Source organism: Actinomadura sp. KC216 (genome assembly GCF_004348535.1).
GTDB lineage: Bacteria > Actinomycetota > Actinomycetes > Streptosporangiales > Streptosporangiaceae > Spirillospora.
Window position 1 is genome coordinate 1 of the sequence record NZ_SMJX01000602.1, and the last position, 1,774, is coordinate 1,774.

Genomic DNA, 1,774 nt, shown 5'->3' on the forward strand with positions numbered 1-1,774 from the left:
GGTCGGCGGCGTCGGGGGTGGGCAGCTCGCGCAGCAGCGCGTCGCGTTCGGCGCGGCGGCGGTCGATGCGGCCGATCCCGGCGCGGGCGGCCTCGGCGGCGGCCTTGCGGGCGTGGTCGGCGTCGGTCCCGGCGGGCAGCCGGAACGACACGCTCCCCCGGGCGGCGGCGCGGGCGAGGTCGCCGAGGGCGCCGTGCGGGCCGGTCAGCAGCGCGTCCCACACCGGGAGGGCCACGCCGTGCTCCAGGCCGACCTGGTCGCGGACGGCGTCGGCGAGGTGGTTGGCCCACGGGCGGCCCTGGTCGTCGGCGCCGGTGAGCCCGGCGAGGCGGAGCAGGGCCCGCTCGACGGAGACGGTCGTGTGGGAGCGGGCCATCCGGATGATCGGGTCGGCGGCCCGGGCGGCGAGCCGCCGGGCGGTGCGCACCACCTCCGGGTCGAGGTCCAGCTTTCCCTGCGGCGCCATCGCCGACTCCCCTCGCACGGCCTGCCCCTGCCGGGCCTGTTCCGTCAATCGTCCTTCAATTCGAGATCCCTGCGGAAGATTTTCCGGCATGAACACCGTATTTCACAAGAACCACCACCGGTGCTCTCCGGTCTCACTTCGCCGCACAGGTCCACCTTCCCTGGCCGGGCGGTCACCTCACCGCCGGGTGAGGCCCGCGCCGAATCCCGGGCGCGGCGACCGACCGTAAATCTACAATCACCCCAGGTAATGGCAGATCCAGCCCCCGGGAGAGCCATGATCGTCTATATTGCGGCCGCGGCCTGCGCCATCGGCGTGGTGATCGCGGCGAGCCGGCTGGTGCGGCGGACGCGCGGCGTCGACGACGCCGACCCCGACGGCCCCACCACCGCCCACACCGGCGCGATGCTGTCCGCGCTGTTCCTGCTCGCGTTCGCGATCGCCGTCGTCGTCCCGTGGACGTCGGCGGACTCCGCGCGCTCCAACACCTACACCGAGAGCCAGGCGATCGCCGAGGCGTACTGGGCGGCGTCGCGGCTGCGGCCGGACGACGCGCGGCACGTCCAGCAGCGGCTGCGCGACTACGTCGACCTCGTCCGCGGCCCCGAGTGGGGCCAGATGAGGCACGGGCGCCTCACCCACCGCGGCTGGACGGATCTGGAGCGCCTGCGCCGCGACGTCATCGCCGTCAAGGCCGGCGACGACGACGAGCTGAAGGACGCCCGCAACACCGTCCTGCAGCACCTGGGCGAGGTCTCCTCGGCCCGCCGCCAGCGCGCCATGGACGCCAAGACCTCCCCGCCCGCCGGGCTGCTCGTCATCACCGTCCTGACCGGCATCGCCGTCACCCTGCTGCCGTTCCTGTCCGGCGCCAGGCCGCGCGGGATGACGCTGGTCCCGCTGTGCCTGATGGCCTCGCTCCTCGCCGCCGGGACGTACCTGACCATCGACATCTCGCACGTGTTCACCGGGGCCCTGGCCGTCGGCCCGGAGGCGTTCACGAGCCTGCACGACGACCTGCAGCGCATCGCGAAGGGCGGATGACCATGCGCCGCCGCTCCCTCGTCCTGCCGGTCCTGTCCGCCGCCGCCGCGGCCGGGCTCGCCTTCCCGTGCTGCGCGCTCGCCGCCCAGCCGCCGCCGATCCCGATCCCGAAGCCGCGCGTCAGCCTGTGCGTCAACGTCGAGATCGACCTGCCGCACCCGCCGCCCCGGCCGCGCCCCGCAGGGCCCTCCCGGTGGCCGACCTGCACGCCGCCGCCGATGCCCACGCCCCCGATGCCGCCGATGCCGCCCGTTCCCCCCATCC

The 1,774-nt window shown here is 74.9% G+C and carries 2 protein-coding genes and 1 pseudogene; 2 read left to right on the forward strand and 1 reads right to left on the reverse strand.

The annotated features are described in order from the left end of the window. Nucleotides 1-466 (reverse strand): lysine 5,6-aminomutase subunit alpha (locus E1264_RS42390; RefSeq protein ID WP_279492166.1); only part of this gene is annotated, 466 nt, incomplete at its 3' end. Between the two features lie 276 nt (nt 467-742). Here E1264_RS42390 and E1264_RS42395 point away from each other — a divergent pair. Beyond that, nucleotides 743-1,510 carry a DUF4239 domain-containing protein gene (locus E1264_RS42395; protein WP_132183201.1) on the forward strand — a complete coding sequence of 256 codons (768 nt, stop codon included), beginning with the start codon at nt 743-745 and terminating at the stop codon, nt 1,508-1,510. Next, a pseudogene (locus E1264_RS42400) lies at nt 1,507-1,774 on the forward strand (hypothetical protein); the annotation flags it as partial. The gene E1264_RS42395 and the pseudogene E1264_RS42400, both read left to right, overlap by 4 nt.

Excerpts from the sequence above, each read along its gene's own strand:
- E1264_RS42395 (WP_132183201.1), top strand. The coding sequence starts at position 743 with ATGATCGTCTATATTGCGGCCGCGGCCTGCGCCATCGGCGTGGTGATC.